This window comes from Cellulomonas wangleii, from assembly GCF_018388445.1.
GTDB lineage: Bacteria > Actinomycetota > Actinomycetes > Actinomycetales > Cellulomonadaceae > Cellulomonas > Cellulomonas wangleii.
Genome location: NZ_CP074405.1, coordinates 2,854,708 through 2,872,068 on the forward strand (window position 1 = coordinate 2,854,708; position 17,361 = coordinate 2,872,068).

At 75.9% G+C, this 17,361-nt stretch carries 19 protein-coding genes; 6 read left to right on the top strand and 13 right to left on the bottom strand.

From position 1 onward, the window contains the following. Nucleotides 1–32 precede the first annotated feature (32 nt). The 3 genes from guaB to KG103_RS13050 form a co-directional block, all read right to left on the bottom strand. Nucleotides 33–1,556: an IMP dehydrogenase gene (gene guaB, locus KG103_RS13040; protein WP_207339003.1), complete on the bottom strand. Its 1,524-nt coding sequence runs from the start codon at nucleotides 1,554–1,556 to the stop codon at nucleotides 33–35. A 42-nt stretch (nucleotides 1,557–1,598) separates the two neighbouring features. Beyond that, nucleotides 1,599–2,273 (bottom strand): response regulator transcription factor, encoded by a 675-nt coding sequence (locus tag KG103_RS13045; RefSeq protein WP_207339004.1) that lies wholly within the window; start codon nucleotides 2,271–2,273, stop codon nucleotides 1,599–1,601. A 197-nt stretch (nucleotides 2,274–2,470) separates the two neighbouring features. After that, nucleotides 2,471–3,448: a MerR family transcriptional regulator gene (locus KG103_RS13050; RefSeq protein WP_207339005.1), complete on the bottom strand. Its 978-nt coding sequence runs from the start codon at nucleotides 3,446–3,448 to the stop codon at nucleotides 2,471–2,473. A 258-nt stretch (nucleotides 3,449–3,706) separates the two neighbouring features. Here KG103_RS13050 and KG103_RS13055 point away from each other — a divergent pair, with 258 nt between their 5' ends. Further along, entirely contained in the window at nucleotides 3,707–4,003 is a 297-nt protein-coding gene (locus tag KG103_RS13055; protein ID WP_203671336.1) for a WhiB family transcriptional regulator, read from the top strand. Nucleotides 4,004–4,214: 211 nt separating this feature from the next. On the opposite strand, the gene groES is transcribed toward KG103_RS13055, so the two are convergent. Further along, nucleotides 4,215–4,508, bottom strand: a complete 294-nt coding sequence (gene groES, locus KG103_RS13060; protein WP_207339006.1) for a co-chaperone GroES — start codon at nucleotides 4,506–4,508, stop codon at nucleotides 4,215–4,217. Nucleotides 4,509–4,771: 263 nt separating this feature from the next. Between groES and KG103_RS13065 the strand changes: the two genes are divergently transcribed. Together KG103_RS13065 and KG103_RS13070 are read left to right on the top strand one after the other, a co-directional pair. Further along, nucleotides 4,772–5,974: a class I SAM-dependent methyltransferase gene (locus tag KG103_RS13065; RefSeq protein WP_207339007.1), complete on the top strand. Its 1,203-nt coding sequence runs from the start codon at nucleotides 4,772–4,774 to the stop codon at nucleotides 5,972–5,974. Then, entirely contained in the window at nucleotides 5,974–7,122 is a 1,149-nt protein-coding gene (locus tag KG103_RS13070; protein WP_207339008.1) for a glutamate--cysteine ligase, read from the top strand. The genes KG103_RS13065 and KG103_RS13070 overlap by 1 nt, the downstream gene beginning before the upstream one ends. Before the next feature lie 30 nt (nucleotides 7,123–7,152). Here the strand turns inward: KG103_RS13070 and KG103_RS13075 are convergent, their stop codons facing one another. Further along, complete coding sequence (locus KG103_RS13075) at nucleotides 7,153–8,361, bottom strand: hypothetical protein (RefSeq protein WP_207339009.1); 1,209 nt, start codon at nucleotides 8,359–8,361, stop codon at nucleotides 7,153–7,155. A 104-nt stretch (nucleotides 8,362–8,465) separates the two neighbouring features. Between KG103_RS13075 and KG103_RS13080 the strand changes: the two genes are divergently transcribed. Further along, nucleotides 8,466–8,855 carry a PadR family transcriptional regulator gene (locus tag KG103_RS13080; protein ID WP_207339010.1) on the top strand — a complete coding sequence of 130 codons (390 nt, stop codon included), beginning with the start codon at nucleotides 8,466–8,468 and terminating at the stop codon, nucleotides 8,853–8,855. Continuing rightward, nucleotides 8,852–9,415 carry a hypothetical protein gene (locus KG103_RS13085; protein ID WP_207339011.1) on the top strand — a complete coding sequence of 188 codons (564 nt, stop codon included), beginning with the start codon at nucleotides 8,852–8,854 and terminating at the stop codon, nucleotides 9,413–9,415. The genes KG103_RS13080 and KG103_RS13085 overlap by 4 nt, the downstream gene beginning before the upstream one ends. A gap of 34 nt (nucleotides 9,416–9,449) precedes the next feature. On the opposite strand, the gene tsaD is transcribed toward KG103_RS13085, so the two are convergent. Then, nucleotides 9,450–10,532: a tRNA (adenosine(37)-N6)-threonylcarbamoyltransferase complex transferase subunit TsaD gene (tsaD, locus tag KG103_RS13090; RefSeq protein WP_207339012.1), complete on the bottom strand. Its 1,083-nt coding sequence runs from the start codon at nucleotides 10,530–10,532 to the stop codon at nucleotides 9,450–9,452. 47 nt (nucleotides 10,533–10,579) lie between these two features. On the opposite strand from tsaD, the gene KG103_RS13095 reads away from it, so the two are divergent. Continuing rightward, nucleotides 10,580–11,245: a malonic semialdehyde reductase gene (locus KG103_RS13095; protein ID WP_207339013.1), complete on the top strand. Its 666-nt coding sequence runs from the start codon at nucleotides 10,580–10,582 to the stop codon at nucleotides 11,243–11,245. 21 nt (nucleotides 11,246–11,266) lie between these two features. Here the strand turns inward: KG103_RS13095 and KG103_RS13100 are convergent, their stop codons facing one another. The 7 genes from KG103_RS13100 to KG103_RS13130 form a co-directional block, all read right to left on the bottom strand. Continuing rightward, nucleotides 11,267–12,148, bottom strand: coding sequence for a sulfurtransferase (locus KG103_RS13100; RefSeq protein WP_207339014.1), 882 nt, complete (start codon nucleotides 12,146–12,148; stop codon nucleotides 11,267–11,269). After that, on the bottom strand, nucleotides 12,145–12,636 hold the full coding sequence (gene rimI / locus KG103_RS13105; protein ID WP_207339015.1) for a ribosomal protein S18-alanine N-acetyltransferase: 492 nt from the start codon (nucleotides 12,634–12,636) through the stop codon (nucleotides 12,145–12,147). Before rimI ends, KG103_RS13100 begins: the two co-directional genes overlap by 4 nt. Next, on the bottom strand, nucleotides 12,633–13,322 hold the full coding sequence (gene tsaB, locus KG103_RS13110; RefSeq protein ID WP_242635220.1) for a tRNA (adenosine(37)-N6)-threonylcarbamoyltransferase complex dimerization subunit type 1 TsaB: 690 nt from the start codon (nucleotides 13,320–13,322) through the stop codon (nucleotides 12,633–12,635). The genes rimI and tsaB overlap by 4 nt, the downstream gene beginning before the upstream one ends. After that, nucleotides 13,322–13,870: a tRNA (adenosine(37)-N6)-threonylcarbamoyltransferase complex ATPase subunit type 1 TsaE gene (gene tsaE, locus KG103_RS13115; protein ID WP_207339016.1), complete on the bottom strand. Its 549-nt coding sequence runs from the start codon at nucleotides 13,868–13,870 to the stop codon at nucleotides 13,322–13,324. Before tsaE ends, tsaB begins: the two co-directional genes overlap by 1 nt. Next, nucleotides 13,867–15,072 (bottom strand): alanine racemase, encoded by a 1,206-nt coding sequence (gene alr / locus KG103_RS13120; protein ID WP_249670583.1) that lies wholly within the window; start codon nucleotides 15,070–15,072, stop codon nucleotides 13,867–13,869. The genes tsaE and alr overlap by 4 nt, the downstream gene beginning before the upstream one ends. Before the next feature lie 77 nt (nucleotides 15,073–15,149). Further along, nucleotides 15,150–15,827: a nucleoside/nucleotide kinase family protein gene (locus tag KG103_RS13125; protein ID WP_207339017.1), complete on the bottom strand. Its 678-nt coding sequence runs from the start codon at nucleotides 15,825–15,827 to the stop codon at nucleotides 15,150–15,152. Then, on the bottom strand, nucleotides 15,824–17,320 hold the full coding sequence (locus tag KG103_RS13130) for an NAD(P)H-hydrate epimerase (protein ID WP_207339018.1): 1,497 nt from the start codon (nucleotides 17,318–17,320) through the stop codon (nucleotides 15,824–15,826). Before KG103_RS13130 ends, KG103_RS13125 begins: the two co-directional genes overlap by 4 nt. Nucleotides 17,321–17,361 lie beyond the last annotated feature (41 nt).

The window sequence follows — 17,361 nt, forward strand, 5'->3', positions numbered from 1 at the left end:
GGCGCGCGCCGGTGGCCCGGCGCGCAGTGCGCTCAGCGACCCGTGTAGTTGGGCGCCTCGACCGTCATCTGGATGTCGTGCGGGTGCGACTCCTTGAGCCCCGCGGGCGTGATGCGGATGAACTGCCCGCGCTGCTGCAGCTCGGGGATGGTGTGCGCACCGACGTAGAACATCGACTGGTGCAGCCCGCCGACCAGCTGGTGCGCGACGGCCGACAGCGGACCGCGGTACGGCACCTGGCCCTCGATGCCCTCGGGCACGATCTTCTCGTCGGTGGTGACGTCCGCCTGGAAGTACCGGTCCTTGGAGTAGGACACGCGCCCGCGCGACGCCATGGCCCCGAGCGAGCCCATCCCGCGGTAGTGCTTGAACTGCTTGCCGTTGACGAACACGAGGTCGCCGGGCGACTCGTCGCAGCCCGCGAGCAGCGAGCCGAGCATGACGGTGTCGGCCCCGGCCACCAGCGCCTTGGCGATGTCCCCGGAGTACTGCAGGCCGCCGTCGCCGATGACCGGCACACCCGCCGGGCGGCACACCTGGGAGGCGTCGTGGATGGCGGTGACCTGCGGCACCCCGACGCCCGCCACGACGCGGGTGGTGCAGATGGACCCCGGACCGACGCCCACCTTGACGGCGTCGACGCCCGCCTCGACCAGCGCCTGCGCGCCGGCGCGGGTCGCGACGTTGCCGCCGATGACCTGCACGTGCCGGGTGGCCGGGTCGGACTTCAGGCGCCGCACCATGTCGAGCATGAGCCGGGCGTGGCCGTTGGCCGTGTCGACCACGAGCACGTCGACGGCCGCCTCGACCAGTGCCGTCGCCCGCTCCCACGCGTCACCGAAGAACCCGATCGCGGCGCCGACGACCAGCCGGCCCTCGGCGTCCTTGGTGGCGTGCGGGTACTGCTCGGACTTCACGAAGTCCTTGACGGTGATGAGGCCCGCGAGCTTGCCGTGCTCGTCGACGAGCGGCAGCTTCTCGACCTTGTGCTTGGCCAGCAGGGCGGCGGCGTCGGCGCGCTCGATCCCCACCGGGGCGGTCACCAGCGGCATCGACGTCATCTCGTCGCGCACCCGACGGGTCGCGAACTCGGCGGGCGGCACGAACCGCAGGTCGCGGTTGGTGATGATGCCCACGAGGCGCCCGTCGGCGTCGACCACGGGCAGGCCGGACACCCGGTAGGTGCCGCACAGCGCGTCGAGCTCGGCCAGCGTCGCGTCCGGCCCCACCGTCACGGGGTCGGACACCATGCCGGACTCGGACCGCTTGACCAGGTCCACCTGGTGCGCCTGGTCCTGGATCGAGAGGTTGCGGTGCAGGATCCCGACGCCGCCCTGGCGGGCCATCGCGACGGCCATCCGGGACTCGGTGACGGTGTCCATCGCCGCCGACACCAGCGGCACGCGCACCGAGATCTCGCGGGTCAGTCGCGAGGACGTGTCGACCTCGGACGGGATGACGTCCGTCTCACCGGGCAGCAGCAGGACGTCGTCGTACGTGAGTCCGACCCGGGCGAACGGGTCCGCGGGAGACGTGGAGGAGTCGGGCGCCGTCATCCCGTCAGGATACGTGGCCCGCGGGACGACGGGGACGTGCGGTCAGTCGATGATCCCGCGCCGCAGACCGATCGCGACGGCCTGCGCACGGTCCGACGCACCGAGCTTGCGGAACAGTCGCCGCGCGTGCGTCTTGACCGTGTCCTCGGACAGGAACAGCTCCTGGCCGATCTGGGCGTTCGACCGCCCGTGGCTCATGCCGACGAGCACCTCGATCTCGCGCTTGGTCAGCACCGGGGTCGGCTCGGCGGTGCGGGCGGCGACACCGGCGTCGCTGCGCGCCGCGTGCGGCTCCTGCAGGGGCGACGCCGGGTGCGGCACCGCCTGCTGACCGCCCGGCACCGACGTCACGGGGCTCGCCTGCACGTGCGCGGCGACGGCCGCGAGCTCCGCGCGGCCCACGTCGGGCGCGAGGAAGCCCCGCGCACCGAGCGCCAGCGCCCGGTCGAGCGCCTCACCGTCCTCGGGGCCGGCCAGCAGGACGACCGCCGCGGAGGGCGCGACCGAGCGCAGGCGACGGATCGCCTCGGCGGGGCCCGCACCGGGCAGGTGCGCGTCGAGCAGGACGACGGTGGGAGCGATGCGTCGCGCCAGGGCGATGAGCTCGTCCGCGGACGCGGCAGCTCGCACGGGCGCCAGCGACGGCACACCGATCGATGTCACGACGAGCCGCTCACGCACGGTCGCCGAGCCGTGGCAGACCACGACTCCAGCCATGGGGTTCCTCCTCGCGCCGATCCCGGTTACCACATGCGTGCACGGGTCCATGCCTGCATCGGCGTTACCGGTGGGTCACGTTAGCCTCCGGGACGCACCGGAGAGAATCTGGCGTCCCGTTTTCTCCCGGTTGTCGGGCCCCACGTGCTATGTCGTCACGCGAACGGGTCACCCGTCGCGTCCCGGACGGCACCGGGTCATGGCGCCGACGACTGCGCGACGGCCGCCAGCGCCTCGTGCAGCAGGCCCGGCAGGGTGCGGGCGCGGTGCACGGTGCGGTCGAGCGGCACCCGGTCCTCGGCACCCTCCGCCACCATGACGAACTGCGGCAGGTCCGTGCGCTCGCCCGCCAGCCGTGCCACGACCGACAGGTCCGGCGCGGGCGACTCGGAGAGCGTGACCACGGCGCGGGCCCGGGTCATGAGCGCGAGCTCGCCGGCGTGCCGGGTGGACACGGGCCCGGCGACGAGCCGCGCGTCGACGCCGCCGTCGACGAGCGCGGCGGCCAGCACGTGCGCGAGGACCGGACGCACCTCCCCCGGCACCGGCAGCAGCAGGACGACCGGCGCACCGGTCGGCGGCGGGGCCGCGGTCCGGGCACGCAGCGCCGCGAGCACGGCACCGAGCAGGGTCTCGCGGGCGTCGACCCCGGGCCGCTCGACCACCGTGCGGCGCGCCAGCGCCGCGAGGGCGGGCTGCACCAGGTCGGACCACCAGACCGTGAGGTCGGTGCCGGCGGTGTCCAGCAGGGCGGTGCACCGGTCCGCACGGCCCGCCAGCGCGGCGTCGACCAGCGCGACGACACCGCCGGCGCCGGGCGCCGCGCGGCCGGGGACGCCCCCGGCCGCGGGTGGTGCGTCGGGCACCCCCGCGGGCAGCCGGCCCGTCAGGTCGTCGCTGGCGGCCGTCGGCGGCGGCCCCGTGTCGGGCGCCTGCGCGAGCCGCGCCGCCTCCGCCGGGGCGACGCCGTCGATGGTGAGGCGCCGCATCACCAGCAGGCGCTCGAGGTCCTGCGCGGTGTAGCGGCGGTGCGCGCCGGCGGAGTGCTCGGAGGGGCCCAGCCCGTAGCGCCGGTCCCAGGTGCGCAGCGTCGCGGGAGCCACGCCCAGACGGCGCGCGACGGCGGCGACGGTGAGCGCCGGTGCGCCGACGCTCTCCTCTCCTGCGGGGACCATGACGCGATTGTGCCAGTCCCGTGGCGCGATCCGGGTGGCGACCTCCCGGACCCGCCGCGGGTCGCGGACGCACGTCCTGCACCGACGTCCAGATCGCGCCAGTGAAACGCGTCACGAGATCGCGTCGAGGAAGGGTCTTGAACAACTTCTGGCGCGGTTGTACGGTTGCGGCACGTCGACCCGGGAAACCGCGGACGACCACCGACTTTCGTCCCGGCGTCGCCGCTGGACGTCAACGCAGGAGCCAAGGAGGAGCACATGGCCGAGATCTCGCGTCTGCCCGGACCGGTGATGGACCTGTGGGAGTGGCAGTTCGACGGCGCGTGCCGCGACGCCGACCAGGACCTGTTCTTCCACCCGGAGGGCGAGCGAGGCTCGGCCCGCCGCCGACGCGCGGAGGCCGCCAAGGCCATCTGCGCCTCGTGCCCCGTGCTGAACGAGTGCCGCGAGCAGTCGCTGGCGGTCCGCGAGCCCTACGGCGTGTGGGGCGGACTGTCCGAGGAGGAGCGCGCGGCGGTCCTCGCCGAGCGCGCCGGACGCCGCGTCACCGCCTGACCTCCGTCCCCGTCGACGCCCGTCACCGCTGACAGGCGTCGACGGGTGACGGACGTCCGGCCCGACCGCAGCAGGTCCGGCCCCGCTCCCGCCCGGACCCGGCGAGCAACGACGACGAAGGCCCCCTCCCGCGGGAGGGGGCCTTCGTCGTGCCGTGGACGACCCGCCGTGGTGGCGGGCGGCCGTCCGGGCGGCGTGCTGCGAGCTGTCGTCAGGCGACGATCGCGAGGATGTCGCGCGCGGAGAGGATGAGGTACTCCTCGCCGTCGTACTTCACCTCGGTGCCGCCGTACTTCGAGTAGATGACCTTGTCGCCGACAGCCACGTCCAGCGGGACGCGGTTGCCGTTGTCGTCGATACGACCCGGGCCCACCGCCAGGACCTCGCCCTCCTGGGGCTTCTCCTTGGCGCTGTCCGGGATGACGAGACCAGACGCGGTCGTCGTCTCGGCCTCCAGGGTCTTGACGACGATCCGGTCCTCGAGGGGCTTGATGGAGACCGACACAGCGGACCTCCCCTTCGCATGTTGAGTAGTTCAGGCAGGGTCTGCGCCGCACCGTCGCCGCCGTCGTCGCGGGTGCCGGGGCCACCGGAGCGGTTGGCACCCTCCCAGGGAGAGTGCCAGCTCCTCACTCTAGGAACGCGTTAGCACTCGGTCAACCCGAGTGCCAACGACACGACCACGCGGGTGACCACGGTGCACGTCGTCGCACGCTGCGCGGACGTCGGGTGGTGTCCCCACGGCGAGGGGCGTGGGAAGGTGGGGCCGTGGACGACGCCGGACTGGTCAAGCTCCTCAGTCCCGACGGCTGGGCGCTGCTGCAGGCCCTGCCCCCGTACGACGAGCGGCTCGCGCTGCCGATCGCGGAGCGCCTGCAGAAGGACGGGCTCGACCCCGCCCTCGTGGCCGCCGCGCTCACGCAGTCGCGGCTCCGCCTGCGGGCCCGCGCCAAGCTCGGCGAGTTCGCCGACGGCATGCTGTTCACGGTGCACGGGCTGGAGCAGGCGACCCGCCTCGAGGTCGCGGCGCACCACGCCCGCCGCTACCGCGACGCGGGCTGCACGTACGTCGCCGACCTCACCTGCGGCCTGGGCGCCGACGCGCTCGCCATGGCGGGCGTCGGGCTGCGGGTGCTGGCCACGGACGTCGACGAGACGACCGCGGCGCTGGCGACCGTGAACCTGCGCGCGTTCCCGGAGGTCCAGGTACGCCTGGGCGACGGCCTCGCGCTCGACCTGGCGGCCGAGGGCGTCGACGGCGTGTACGCCGACCCCGCACGCCGCACGGGCACCGGGCGGCGCGTCTTCGACCCCCGGGCGTACTCCCCGCCGCTCGACGAGGTGCTCGCCGTGCGCGGCACCGTCCCGGCGCTCGGCCTCAAGCTCGGCCCCGGGCTGGCGCACCGGGACCTGCCCGTGGACGCCGAGGCGCAGTGGGTGTCGGCCGACGGCGAGGTGGTCGAGCTCGGGCTGTGGTTCGGACCGCTCGCACCCGACGGGCCCGGGCGCTCGGCGCTCGTCCTGCGGGCCGGCGCGGCGCACACGCTGCGCGCGGACCCCGACGGCGACGACGACGCACCACCCGTCGGCCCGGTCGGCGGCTACCTGTACGAGCCGGACGGCGCCGTCATCCGCGCCGGCCTGGTCGGCACGGTGGCGCACCGCGTGCGGGGACGGCTGATCGACCCCACCATCGCCTACGTGACCTCCGACGCCCTCGCCGACCGGACCGCGTGGCACCCGCTGGCCACGGCGTACCGCGTGCTGGACGACCTGCCGTTCGGCCTCAAGCGCCTGCGCACGTACCTGCGCGAGCGGGGCGTCGGCCGCCTGACCATCAAGAAGCGCGGGACCGCCGTGGTGCCCGAGACGCTGCGGCGCCAGCTCGACCTGCGGGGCGACGCCGAGGGCACGATCGTCCTGACGCGCGTCGCCGGGCAGCAGCGGGTCCTCGTCGTGGAGCCGCTCTGATGGCGGCGCCCGTCGCCCTGCCCTTCGCGCAGTCGGAGCGCTCGACCGTCGGCATCGAGTGGGAGGTCGCGCTCGTCGACGCCGACTCGGGCGACCTGCGTCAGGCGGCCCAGGCGATCTTCGAGGCCGTGCGCCCCGCGGAGGGCGCCGACCACCCGCACATCACGTCCGAGCTGCTGCTCAACACCGTCGAGGTGTCGTCCGGCAAGTGCTCGACCGTCGCCGAGGCCGGCGCGGACCTGCAGCGCGCGCTCGACGAGGTCGCCGCGGCCGCGAGCCCGCTGCGCATCGAGCTCATGGGCGCCGGGACGCACCCGTTCGCGAACTGGGCGACGCAGCGCGTGACGGACAAGGAGCGCTACGCCACCCTCATCGACCGCACCCAGTGGTGGGGCCGGCAGATGCTCATCTACGGCGTGCACGTGCACGTGGGCATCGAGGACCGCGACAAGGTCCTGCCGCTGAGCCGCGCGATGCTGACGGTGTTCCCGCACATCCAGTCGCTGTCGGCGTCCTCGCCGTTCTGGGGCGGCAAGGACACGGGGTACGCGTCGAACCGCGCGCTGCTCTTCCAGCAGCTGCCGACGGCGGGGCTGCCCCCGCAGTTCGAGCGGTGGGCGCAGCTCGAGCAGTACGTGGGCGACATGATCCACACCGGCGTCATCGACCGCGTCGACGAGGTCCGGTGGGACATCCGCCCGTCGCCGCGGTTCGGGACGCTGGAGATGCGGATCGCCGACGGCGCCGCGAACCTGCTCGAGGTGACGGCGATCAGCGCGCTCACCCACTGCCTGGTCGAGCACTTCTCGTCGATGATCGACGCGGGCGAGCCGCTGCCGACGATGCCGCCGTGGTTCGTGCAGGAGAACAAGTGGCGCTCGGCGCGCTACGGCATGGACGCGATCGTCATCACGAACGCGGCGGGCGACGAGGAGCTCGTGACGGACTCGGTGAGCCGGTGGATCAGCGAGCTGGCGCCCGTGGCGCAGCGGCTGGGCTGCGCCGCCGAGCTGGAGCAGGTCCGCACGATCCTGCGCCGCGGCGCGTCGTACCAGCGGCAGCGTGCGGTGGCACGGCGTCACGCCGGTGAGCTCGAGCCGGTGGTGCGGGCACTGGTCGCGGAGCTGGCGGCGGGTCGACCGCTCTGACCGCAGGGTGCTGCGGTGTCGGTGCCGACCTCAGGTCCACCGCCACGACGCGAGGAGCCCGTCGAGTGCGGGCACGGGGCCGGAGTCGTGCGCCGTGCGCGTCAGCGCCCACGTCCAGGTGCGCCCCGCCCGGTCGGCGCGCGCCTCGGTGCGCAGCACGCCGTCCCCCACGGCGAACGTGCGGACCAGCACGTCACCCGCAGGCGTGGCCCGCGCCGTGACGGGTCCCACCGCGCGCACCGACGGCCCGTAGGGGTGCACGTACGGCGTCTCGAGCGCCGTCCGGGCGTCGCGTCCGTCGGCAGACGGCGCCGACGTGACGACCAGCGCCGCACCGCGCGTGAGCCGCACGTAGAGGTGCGTCCACGTGTCGTCACTCCCCGGCACGTCGACGGCGGTCGGCGCCGCCGGCAGCAGGCACGAGGCGACGTCGACGCCCCCGGGTCCGCCGATCGCGACGGGCACGGTCGCGACGCACGGGTCGTCGGGGATGTCGGGCGGGGCGGGGCGGGCAGGTGCGGCGGGGTCGTCGGGCAGCCATCTCCAGGTCGCGAGCACGGCGTCGACGAGGCGGTCGGCGTCGAGCTCCGTGTCCGCGTCACCGCGCATCACCCCGATGGCGAAGGCCCACCCGTCGTGGTCGACGTGCGTGTCCGTGACGCGCCGGCTCCCCACGACGAACGTGGTGCGCCAGGCGGGACCGGCGGCCGTCACGGCGTGCACGACGTCACCGACGTGGCGGGTCCCGTCGCCCCCGAGTGCGCGGCACATGACCGGACGGTCGGGGGCCGCGGGCATCACCTCCCCGCGCGTGACCGCCCCGACGCGACCGTTGCACGCGACGAGCAGCGCGCGCCCGGGACCCAGCCCGACGACGACGTCCGTCCGGTTGCCGCCCTCCCCCAGGCGGCCCGCGCGCGGGTCGTTGGGACCGGGCGCGAGGAACGCCTCCCCGGGACGGCCGTCGCCGAGCGGCGCGACGCGGACCGGCACGGTGGGCACGGCGGGGTCCGCTCCCTGCGGGAGGGGCGCGAACCCGCGCGGCGCCCGCGCGACCGGGACGATCTCGCGCACGTGACGCACGGCGACGGCCCGGTCCTGCGGCGACAGGTGGGGGTCCAGCCTGCGGATCATGCGGCGGCGAAGCCGCCACCGCCCGAGCGGGCCGAGGTCACGCACGAACAGCCACACCAGCTGGAGGCCGACGACGACCACGAGGAGGGCGTACACATCGCTCACCCCGTCGCTGTCGGCACCGGGGCGGGTGGCCTTGACCCGCCCGTCCGGACACCGCGAGGACCGGCTATCTTGCATAGCCGGCTACCCGGCGTTACTGTTCAGCGGTGCACCGACCCCGCGACCCCCAGCTGCTCAAGGGCGTGCTGCCGATGCTCGTCCTCGCCGCGCTGGCGCACGACGAGACCTACGGCTACGAGCTCGTCACGGCGCTGCGCGAGGCCGGCCTGGACGACCTGTCGACGGGGACGCTCTACCCCGTCCTCAGCCGGCTCGAGCACGACGGGCTCGTGACGTCGCGGCTCGTCCCGTCGTCGTCCGGCCCCGCACGCAAGTACTACCGCCTGAGCGCACCGGGCGTGGCCGCCCTGGACGAGCGGCGGGCGGCCTGGGACACGCTCGTGCACACCGTCGAGGGCGTCCTCGACGCCGTTCCCCCGCCCGACGTCCACCCGTACGTCCCACCCCGCGCCGACCACCCGAGGAGGACCCCATGACCCTCACCGCCGACCTGCCGGGGCGACCCGCCCCACAGCCGGGCCTGCACGTCGGGCGCCGGGACCGGCTCCGGCTCGAGGTGTGGCTGTGGCGCCTCGCGCAGGCGATGGACGACTACCCGCGGCGTGCCGCTCGCGAGATCCGCCGGGACCTGCGCGCGTCCGCGCTCGACGAGGCGTCGCGCGTCGGCATGGCGGCGGCGCTGCGCGACCTCGGCCGGCCCTCCCGCCTCGCGGCGGCGTACTTCGCCGAGCTGGACCGGCCGCGCCCGCGCTGGACGGACGGCGCCGTGCTGGCCTTCCTGGTCGGGGCCGCGTTCCCCGTGTACCTGGCCTGCGCGTGGGCCGTGGGGGCCACGCAGGCGGTCGCTGCCATGGGCGGCGGCACCGTGGAGCTCACGTGGCTGTGGGCCCCGGTCACGGTGGAGAGCACCGACGACGCGATGGGCGTCGAGTTCGCGACGGCGTGGCAGCCGCTGGCCGTCGCCCTGGGTCTCGGGTCGATCGCGTTCGCGCTGGGCGCGCGGGTGTGGCGGCTGTGGGGGACGCCCCGGCCCTGACGACCCTCGGACGCGGCGCCCGGCCAGGGTGGGGTCAGACCAGGACCTGGGTCAGCGGCATCGTCGAGTCCACCGGCAGGTCCAGCGGCGACGGCGGCATCCCGCGCCGCACGACCGCGGACCCGAGCGCCGCGATCATCGCGCCGTTGTCGGTGCAGTAGCGGATCGGCGGGATGCGCAGCTCGATGCCCGCCTCCGCGCAGCGGGCCGCGGCCATGTCCCGCAGCTGGGAGTTCGCGGAGAACCCACCCCCGACCACGAGCGTCGAGACGCCCTCGCGGCGGCACGCGGCGATCGTCTTGGCGGTGAGCACGTCGGCCACGGCGGCCGCGAACGACGCCGCGACGTCCGGCAGCGGGACGTCCTCACCCGCGTCGCGACGGGCCTCGACCCACCGCGCGACCGCGGTCTTGAGGCCGGAGAACGAGAAGTCCGTGGCGTGCTTCGCCTGGTCCTTGGGTGCGGTGAGCCCGCGGGGGAACCGGATCGCGTCCGGGTCGCCCTCACGCGCGAGGCGGTCGATGTGCGGACCGCCGGGGTACGGCAGCCCGAGCAGGCGCCCGACCTTGTCGAACGCCTCACCCGCCGCGTCGTCGAGCGTCGAGCCGAGCTCGGTGACGTTCACGGTGTCGTCGATCATCAGCAGCGACGAGTGCCCGCCGGACACGACCAGTGCCATGACGCGCTCGGGGAACGCGCCGTCCACCAGCTCGTCGACCACGGCGTGCCCGATGACGTGGTTGACGCCGTACAGCGGCTTGCCCAGGCCGACCGCGAGCGCCTTGGCTGCCGCGGCGCCGATGGTCAGCGGCCCGACGAGGCCGGGGCCCGCGGTCACCGCGATCGCGTCGACGTCGTCGAGCGTGACCTCCGCCGTGGCGAGCGCGCGCTCGATCGTGGGGACCATCGCCTCGAGGTGGGCGCGTGAGGCGATCTCGGGGATGATCCCGCCGAACCGCGCGTGCTCGTCCACCGAGCTGGCCACGGCGTCGACGAGCAGGTCGTAACCGCGCACGAGGCCGACGCCGGTCTCGTCGCAGGAGGTCTCGATCCCGAGGACGAGGGGTGCAGTCACGCCGTCCAGGATAGGCGCGCGCGACGACGTGGCCGATCTCATGGTTGCCCCGGGGTATCGATGCGTCCGCATGGACTGTTGCGGGGACCGTGACCACCAGCGAGATCATCGACGACCCGACCCTCGACCCGACCGCGCTCGAGGGCGCTGCGGACCCCGACGCCCTCGCACCGGTCCCCCCGGTCGTCGCCGCGCTGTTCCGCGACGCCCGCACCGTGGGCCGGTTCCGCGACGCGCCCGTGCCCGACGACCTGGTGCGCGACGTCCACGACGCCGTCCGCTGGGGGCCCACCGCCAACAACTCGACGCCGCTGCGCCTGCTCGTCGTCCGCAGCCCCGAGGCCCGCGAGCGCCTCGCGGCGCACGTGGCCGAGTTCAACCGGGAGCGCGTCCTCGCGGCACCGCTCACGCTCGTCGTCGCGGCGGACACCGACTTCCACCACCACTTCCCCACCCTGGTGCCGCACGCCCCCACGTCGGGCGAGCGCCTCGCCGGCGTGCCCGACGTGCGCGAGCGCATGGCACGCGAGAACGCGTGGCTGCAGACCGGCTACCTCGTCGTCGGCCTGCGCGCCGCCGGGCTGGGCGTCGGCCCGATGACGGGCATCGACGCCGCCGCCATCGACGCCGACCTGCTCGCCGGCACCTCGTGGCGGACGCTGTCCGTCCTCAACGTCGGGTGGCCCGACGGCACCGGCACCGAGCGGCCGCGTGCCCCGCGCCTGGGGTGGGACGTCGTCGCGCGCGAGGTCTGACCCGCCGGCGCGGCCGGTCCGTCAGTCCGTGGCGACCGGCCGCGCGGGGTCGTGCGACCACTGGGACCACGAGCCCGGGTACAGCGCGGCGTCGACACCCAGCGAGGCGAGCGCCGCGACCTCGTGCGCGGCCGTCACCCCCGAGCCGCAGTAGACCCCGACCGGTCCGGGCGTCGGGTGCCCCGTGCCCGCGGGGGCCCCGGGCACCGGCACGCCGAGCGCCGCGAAGCGGGCCGCCAGCGCCCCGGCGTCGAGGAACCGCCCGTCCGCCGTGAGGTTCCCGGCCGTCGGCGCGCTCACCGCCCCGGGCACGTGGCCGGCACGCGGGTCCACGGGCTCGACCCGCCCCGCGTAGCGCTCGGCCGCGCGCGCGTCCAGCAGCAGACCGTGCACGGCGAGGTCCGCCGCACCGTCGGCGTCGACGGTGCCCAGGCCCCCCGGGACCAGCACGACGTCACCCGGCTCCGCGGTCACCTCACCGGGCTCCACGCGGTAGCCGGCGCCCGTCCACGCGGGCAGGCCGCCGTCGAGGATCCGCACGTCGCGCACACCCGCCCAGCGCAGCAGCCACCACGCACGGGCGACCGAGGTGCCTCCCGCGTCGTCGTACGCGACGACCGCGGACCCCTCGCGCACGCCCCAGCGCCGGGCCGCCCGCTCCAGGTCGGCCACGTCGGGCAGCGGGTGCCGCCCCGCGGCCGGGGACGGCGGCGCGGCGAGCTCGGTGTCGAGGTCGACGTACACGGCGCCGGGCAGGTGCGCCTCGAGGTACCGCTCGTGGCCGTCCGTGCGTCCCAGCGCCCAGCGCACGTCGAGCAGCACCGGCGGCTCGTCGTCCGCCAGTAGCCGCGCCAGCTCGTCCGCGTCGACGAGGACCCGCCGGCGTACCGTGTCCGCGCTCATCGCTCCTCCTCCTGCGCACCCGTCCCGCGGGGCAGCAGCAGCTGCATGGTCCACGCGTCGACGTTCTCCGGCTGGTAGTAGCCGCGGCGGCGGCCGAGCTGCGTGAACCCGAGGCTCTCGTAGAGGTGGATCGCGGGGGCGTTGTCGACCCGCACCTCGAGCAGCACGGACTCCGCACGGAGCTCGCGCGCCCGGTCCAGGAGGGTGACCAGCATGCGACGGGCGATGCCGCGGCCCTGGTAGCCCGGGTCGGTGGCGACCGTCATGATCTGGACGTCACGACCGTCGAACCACATGCCGGCGTACCCGACGAGCGAGCCGCCCGGCAGCTCCGCGCCCACGTAGGTGCGCCCGGGCCCGACGAGCTCGTCCGCGAGCATCTGCCGTGACCAGGCGCTGACCCCGAACAGCGTGCGCTCCATGCGGTCGAGCGCGGACAGGTCGGCGGCGACCAGCGGCCGGACCAGCACGTCGACGGATGCGCTCACGCGAGGACCCGCTTGGCCCCCGTCGGGGGGACGGCGTCGGGACGGCGCAGGTACAGCGGGTCGGCGGGCAGATCCTCGCCGGCGGCGAGGCGACGCTGCGCGATCCACACGAGGAGCGCGGGGTTCGGGTGGCGCAGCGTCGGGTAGCGCGCGTCCAGGCGCGGGTCGGGGGCGCCGAACACCTCCGGGTACAGGTCGCGGCCCGCACCCAGCACGACGTCGTCGGGGGTCCGCGGGACGTCCGCCGGTGCCGCGACGTCGGGGCCGGCGACGGGCACCGCGGCACGGTCACGTACCTCGTACCGCGACCAGTAGACCTCGCGGCGGCGCGCGTCCGTCACGACGAGCAGCGGCGTGCCGTCCGTCAGGTCGGCGAACCGGGCCGCGGCCTCGGCCACGGCGTCCAGGCTCGGCACACCGTGCACGGGCACACCGAGCGCCAGGCCCAGGACCCGGGCCGTCACCAGGCCCACGCGCAGCCCCGTGAACAGCGCGGGCCCGGTGCCCACGACGATGCTCTCGATGTCCCGCACCGACCGCCCCTGCCGCTCGATCAGCTCGGCGACCAGCGGCGCGAGCAGCTCGGCGTGGCGGCGCGGCTCGCCGTCGGAGAGCGTCTCGGCGCGGACGTCATCCAGCACGAGCGCCGCGGCGACCTCGTCCGACGTGTCGATCCCCAGGTGCATCAGGACTCCCCCTGCTCGCGTGCCGTCGGCGTCGCTGCGGCCTGACCCGGCAGCTCGACGCCCTCCCACCGGTCCCCCACGCCCTGCACGGTGAGCACCCGCTCACCGGCGGCGGCGTCCTCGACGTCGTCGCCGACACCGCCGTGCGGGCGCTCCAGTCGCAGCTCGAGGCGGTCGTCCGTCAGCCCTTCGACCCAGCCCTCGCCCCACTCCACGACCGTGACGGCCTCGTCGAGCGCCGCGTCGAGATCGAGCGCCTCGACCTCGTCCAGCGACCCGAGGCGGTACGCGTCGACGTGCACGAGCGCGGGACCCCGCGTGCCGTCCGGCCGCGGCAGCGGCGGGTGCTCGCGCGCGATGACGAACGTCGGCGACGCGACCTGCCCGCGCACGCCCAGGCCCTCGCCGAGGCCCTGCGTGAGGGTCGTCTTGCCGGCACCCAGGTCACCGGTGAGGACGAGCAGGTCACCGGGCTTCAGGACGCCCGCGAGAGCGCGGCCCCACGCGCGCGTCGCCTCGGCGTCGGGCAGGCGGACCTGCGTGGTCATGCGGCACCTCCGGTGCTCGTGGTCGGCGCGGCCACCGCCGGCTCGCCGCGCTCGGTGTCGACGTAGGTGCGCGGCACGCGCGCACCGAGGCGGGTGACCACCTCGTAGGAGATCGTGCCCGCGACCTCGGCCCAGTCCTGGGCGGTCGGGGCGCCGTCACGACCGTCGCCCCACAGCACGACGCGGTCGCCCGCGGCCTCCTGCGCGCCCGGTCCGAGGTCGAGGACGACCTGGTCCATGCACACGCGCCCGGCGACGCCCAGGCGACGCCCGCCGACCTGCACGGGGCCGCCCCACCGGTCACGGCTGCCCGACGCGTGCCGCGGGAGACCGTCGGCGTACCCCAGGGGCACGACGCCGAGCACCGTGTCGTGCGGCACGACGTACTCGTGGCCGTACGACACCCCGGACCCGGCGGGCACGTGCTTGACCGTCGCCAGCTGCGCCTCCAGCGTCATGGCGGGCACCAGCCCGAACCGGTCGTGCGAGCCCACCTGCGGCACGGGCGAGAGCCCGTAGACCGCGATCCCGGGCCGTACGAGGTCCCAGTGCAGCGCCGGTGCGGTGAGCGTGGCGGCCGAGTTGGCCAGGTGGCGGACCTCGAGCCGCGCACCGGCGGCCTCGACGAGCGCGACCGCCTCGGCGAACACCGCGGCCTGCTGCAGCACCACCGGGTGGCCCGGGTCGTCCGCGAACGCCAGGTGCGACCACACGCCGACGACGCGCACCAGGCCCTCCGCCTCGGCCGCGAGCGCGGCCGTGAGGACGTCGGGCAGGTCGCCGGGCATGAGCCCGTTGCGGCCCAGCCCCGTGTCGACCTTGAGGTGCACACGCGCGGTGCGGCCCGCCGTGCGGGCGGCGGCGACGACCTCGTCCAGCGCCCAGCGCGACGCGACGGACAGGTCGACGTCCGCCTCGACGGCCTCGCGCAGGGGTGCACCGGGGGCGTACAGCCACGTGAGGATCCGCGCGCCGGTGACCCCGGCCCGTCGCAGGTGCAGCGCCTCGGGGACCTGCGCCGTGCCGAGCCACGTGGCACCGCCCTCGAGTGCCGCGAGCGCGGCGGGCACCAGCCCGTGCCCGTACGCGTCGGCCTTCACGACGGCCATGACCTGCGCGCTCGGTGCGTGCGCCGCCAGGGCGCGGACGTTGCCACGCACGGCGCCCAGGTCGACCACCGCACGTGCCGGGAAGTCGTTCACGCCCGCCAGTCTCTCACCGCGGTGCGCTGCCACGTGACGACGGCCGACCGGCCCGCCGGGGACGCGCGACCGGCCGCTCAGCCCAGCAGGTCCGGGCCGACGACGAGGTCCGCGCGCGCGGCCGTCGGCGCGACCAGCCGGGCGTTGGCGGCGTCCGGGCCGGTCGACCACGCCAGCGCCGCGGCGGGCGGCTTGCCGAAGCGCTCGTGCCGCGCGACGAGGCGGGCGAGGCGCAGGTCGTCCGGCGGCGCCACGAACCACGACTCGTCCAGCAGCCCAGCGACGGGACCGAACCCGTGGTCGTCGAGCAGCAGGTAGTTGCCCTCGGTGACGACCAGGGGCACCTCGGCGGGCACGGCGACCGCACCCGCCACCGGGTTGCGCAGGTCCCGGCGGTACTCCGGGGCGTACACGACGTGCCCGGGGCGGGGCACGCGCAGCCGCCGCAGCAGCGCGACGTAGCCGTCGGCGTCGAACGTGTCCGGCGCCCCCTTGCGGTCGGCGCGGCCGATCCGCTCCAGCTCGGCCTGCGCGAGGTGGAACCCGTCCATCGGCACGACGACGCAGGCGTCCCCGAGCGTCGCGGCCACCTGGGCCGCCAGCGTGGACTTGCCGGCGCCCGGTGCACCGGCGATGCCGAGCACGCGCCGTCCGCCGACGCCCAGCAGCGCCCGCAGCCGCCGCTCCAGCGCCGGGGCGAGCGGCTCGACGACGTGGTCCGCGGGGGCCGGGCCCGGTGCGCGGGGTCCGGTCATGCGCGCAGCAGCCCGGCGACGACGGCGGGCAGCGCGTCGGCCACGTCCCCGGCGGACACCGGCCCCCCGGGGTTGGCGTGGTGCGCGGCGCGCCCGTGGACGAGCGCGGCGGCGGCCGCGAGCGCCGCCGGCAGGGTCGGGTCAGCCATCGCGTCGGCCGAACGGCCGGCCAGCAGGGCACCGAGCACGCCGCCCAGGACGTCGCCGGCACCGGCGGTCGCCAGCCACGACGGGCCGTCTGCCTGGGCGTACGCCGCGCCGTGGGGCCCGACGACGACCGTGGTGCCGCCCTTGAGCAGGACGGTCGCACCCGTCAGGTCGTGCGCGCGGCGCGCGTGGACCAGCGGCGCCGCCTCGACCTCGGCGCGGGTGGCGTGCGCACCACGCGCGACGAGCAGTGCGGCGAGCTCCCCCGCGTGCGGCGTGAGGACCACGTGGGGCGGCACCCGGTCGGGCAGGATCTCGAGCGCGCCCGCGTCGACCACCGCCGGCTCGTCGTGCGCGAGCGCGTGGCTCAGCGCGTCGCGCACGCGGGCGCGCTGCTCGGGGTCGTCGGGCGCGACGCCGGAGCCGACGACCCACGCCTGCACGCGCCCCTCCCCGACGACGACCTCCGGGTGCGCCGCCAGCACCTGCGGTCCGGCCGACCCGAGGTAGCGCACCATGCCGACACCGGCACGGACCGCGCCCGCCGCCTGCAACACCGCGGCACCCGGGTACCGGGCCGACCCCGCGACCACGCCGAGCACGCCGCGCACGTACTTGTGCGCGTCACGGCCCGGCAACGGCCACAGGGCGGCGACGTCGGTCGCCTCGAGCCGCGCCACGGCGGGGCGGGGCGGCAACGTCAGCCCCAGGTCGACCACCTCGACGCGACCTGCCGCATCCGCCGCGGGTGGCAGCAGCAGCGCCGGCTTGCACGCGCCGAAGGTCACCGTGAGGTCGACATCCGGTACCTCACCGGTGCGGGTGCCGTCGTCGACGCCGACCCCGGAGGGCACGTCGACCGCGACGACCAGCGGGCGGGCGTCGGCGTCGAGGGTCCGCAGCCGGGCCAGCAGGCGCGCGCCGGGGCCGCGCACCCCGCCGCGCCCGCCGATGCCCAGCAGCCCGTCGAGCACCACGTCCGCGCGCGCCAGATCCTGTGCGGCGTCGTCCGCAGCGGCGTCGTCGAGCGTCGGGACGACGCGTCCGTGCGCGGCCCGCAGGGCGTCCAGACCGCCGGCGTGGGTGCGGTCCGACGTGAGCAGCGCCGTGACCTGCGCACCGCGTCGCGCCAGCAGCGCCCCGGCGTGCAGCGTGTCGCCGCCGTTGTTGCCGGACCCGACCAGCAGCGTCACCCGCGCGCCGCCGACACGGCCGCGCGTGGCACGCAGCTCCCGCCCCACGTGCACCGCCAGCGCGAACGCCGCGCGCTCCATCAGCGGCACCCCGGACGCGAGCAGCGGTCGCTCGGCCGCACGCACGTCGTCCGCGGTCCACGAGGTCAGCACCCGACCATCCTGCCGTGCCGGCGGGAACCGCGCCCGGACGG